We start from the raw sequence: 2,440 nt of genomic DNA on the forward strand, positions 1-2,440 counted from the left end.
ACTGCCATGACGAGCGGTCGCTTCAAAGACAATCAGTTGATGTAAAGTGGCGTGAATCAAGAGAGGCCTCTAGAGAGCTACACTTCTGTTACTGCCTTGAGGAGCTTTGCTAAACAGAAGCAGGAATGGAGGGGAACGAGTGAAAACCTCCCCACACCGCTTACATCATAGGTTTAAATCAATACTTTTGTAAAGATATATCGATTTAAACTCAATTTATAAAATTTGCTTGTCAAGATATCCGTTCTAGTATAGATTTATAACAATCGATCTTTAAAAACCATAAACTTTTGTCTATCAAGGCTGGTCTCTCAACCGCCGGCTTTGTTGTGGCAAAAAACCCTTTGCTCAGTTGGATTCTCATGGAAATAACCAATCGTATTCACTTTGACAATTTGCGGGGCGATATATTCGGTGGTCTAACAGCTGCCATCGTTTCTCTCCCTCTAGCTCTCGCTTTCGGTGTAGCTTCTGGGGCTGGAGCGATCGCTGGTTTGTACGGTGCTGTCTGTGTGGGTTTTTTTGCTGCCCTTTTTGGTGGCACACCCACGTTAATTTCGGAACCAACGGGGCCGATGACGGTAGTAATGACGGCGATCGTGGCCAGTTTAACCGCCAAAAATCCCGAATTAGGCCTACCCATGGCCTTTACGGTAGTCATGTTAGCGGGCATTTTCCAGATTCTGTTCGGTATCTTCAAAATGGGTAAATACATCACCCTGATGCCCTATAGCGTTATTTCTGGCTTTATGTCTGGGATCGGGGTAATCCTGATTATTCTGCAAATTCCGCCATTTTTAGGGCAAGCCGCCCCCAAAGGAGGGGTTTTAGGCACAGTGCAGAAAATCCCGGAACTACTCTCTAATATCAATCCCCCCGAAGCCATTCTGGGGGCGATCACCTTGGCGATCATCTTTCTGATGCCCTCGAAATTCAAGCGTTTTGTCCCCCCTCAGTTATTAGCTTTGGTGATAGGAACTCTGATTTCGCTGTTTTTCTTCCAAGGTGCTGAAATTCGCCGGATTGGGGATATTCCTGTGGGTTTACCCACCTTGCAAATGCCCACCTTTAGTGCTGCCCAAATGATCACAATGTTGGTGGATGGGGCAGTTTTAGGGATGTTGGGTTGTATTGATACCCTATTAACGGCGGTAATTGCCGATAGTTTGACCCGTACCGAACACAAATCGAATAAAGAATTGATTGGTCAAGGTATTGGTAACTTAGTATCAGGAATCTGTGGCGGTTTACCCGGTGCCGGGGCCACGATGGGAACTGTCGTCAATATTCAAACCGGTGCGACCACTGCCCTTTCTGGCATTACTCGCGCTTTAATTTTATTAGTCGTCGTTCTCTGGGCCGCCGGTTTAACTAAGAGTATCCCCATGGCGGTATTAGCGGGGATTGCCCTAAAAGTGGGGATCGATATTCTCGACTGGAGTTTCCTGAAACGCTCCCACAAGATTTCTCTAAAAGGGACGCTAATCATGTACGGTGTACTGTTATTAACAGTATTCGTCGATCTGATCGTTGCTGTGGGTGTGGGGGTCTTTATTGCTAATATTCTCACCATCGATCGCCTCAGTGAACTGCAAGCGCAGGAAGTGAAAACGATCACCGATAACGATGACGAGATTCTCCTAAGTCCAGAAGAAAAACGGTTACTCAACCAAGCTAACGGTCGCATCATCCTATTTTATCTCAGTGGTCCGATGATCTTTGGAGTCTCGAAAGCGATCGCCAGAGAACACACAGCCATGAAGGAAGCGGATGTTTTAATCTTGGACTTGAGTGATGTGCCTTTGTTAGGGGTGACAGCTTCTTTAGCGATCGAAAATGCGATTAAAGATGCGATCGATAAAGGTTTACAAGTCTTTATCGTTGGTGCCACCAGCAAAATCCAGCATCGTTTGGAACGTCTCGGCATTTTAGCCCAAATCCCCCCCGATCATGTGCTAATGGACAGAACCATCGCCCTACAACAAGCGGTAACTTTTGTCAAGACCCATCCTCACCAAGAACCAGAGGATTTTGAGGTTAATCAAGGGGTTTACCCGACATAAATTTAACCGCTTTGGGAAGTACGCCTGCTGTTGGGGTGAAGCACCTGACCCTTATTTTCTTTAACTCTTGAAAGTTCATTTGTATTAATACTCCTCATCAGGGGAGGCGTAAGGAGGTATTCGTGGATTTTTTCTCATTGTTTGTCATGGACTTTATCCAGCAGTTGCAGTCCCCAACACTGGCCTTTTTGATTGGTGGCATGATCATTGCTGCTCTCGGGAGTGAATTGGTCATTCCAGAGTCGATTTGTACGATCATCGTCTTCATGCTGCTGACCAAAATCGGTCTGACCGGCGGGATTGCCATCCGCAATTCCAACCTGACGGAAATGGTATTACCAATGATCTTTGCCGTCATAGTAGGGATTATTGTGGTC

2 protein-coding genes are annotated in these 2,440 nt (G+C 46.1%); both read left to right on the top strand.

All coding sequences use genetic code 11. From position 1 onward, the window contains the following. Positions 1-362 precede the first annotated feature (362 nt). A complete protein-coding gene (gene bicA / locus PX484_RS18460; RefSeq protein ID WP_287765135.1) occupies positions 363-2,063 on the top strand; it encodes a bicarbonate transporter BicA in 1,701 nt (566 codons plus the stop codon). 122 nt (positions 2,064-2,185) lie between these two features. Continuing rightward, positions 2,186-2,440: sodium-dependent bicarbonate transport family permease (locus tag PX484_RS18465; protein WP_288105049.1), on the top strand; the 255-nt coding region annotated here is incomplete at its 3' end.

Source organism: Microcystis sp. M49636_WE2 (genome assembly GCF_030065375.1).
GTDB lineage: Bacteria > Cyanobacteriota > Cyanobacteriia > Cyanobacteriales > Microcystaceae > Microcystis > Microcystis aeruginosa_C.

Bases quoted from the DNA above. Each gene is read 5' to 3' on its own strand.
- bicA (WP_287765135.1), top strand. From the start codon at position 363: ATGGAAATAACCAATCGTATTCACTTTGACAATTTGCGGGGCGATATA.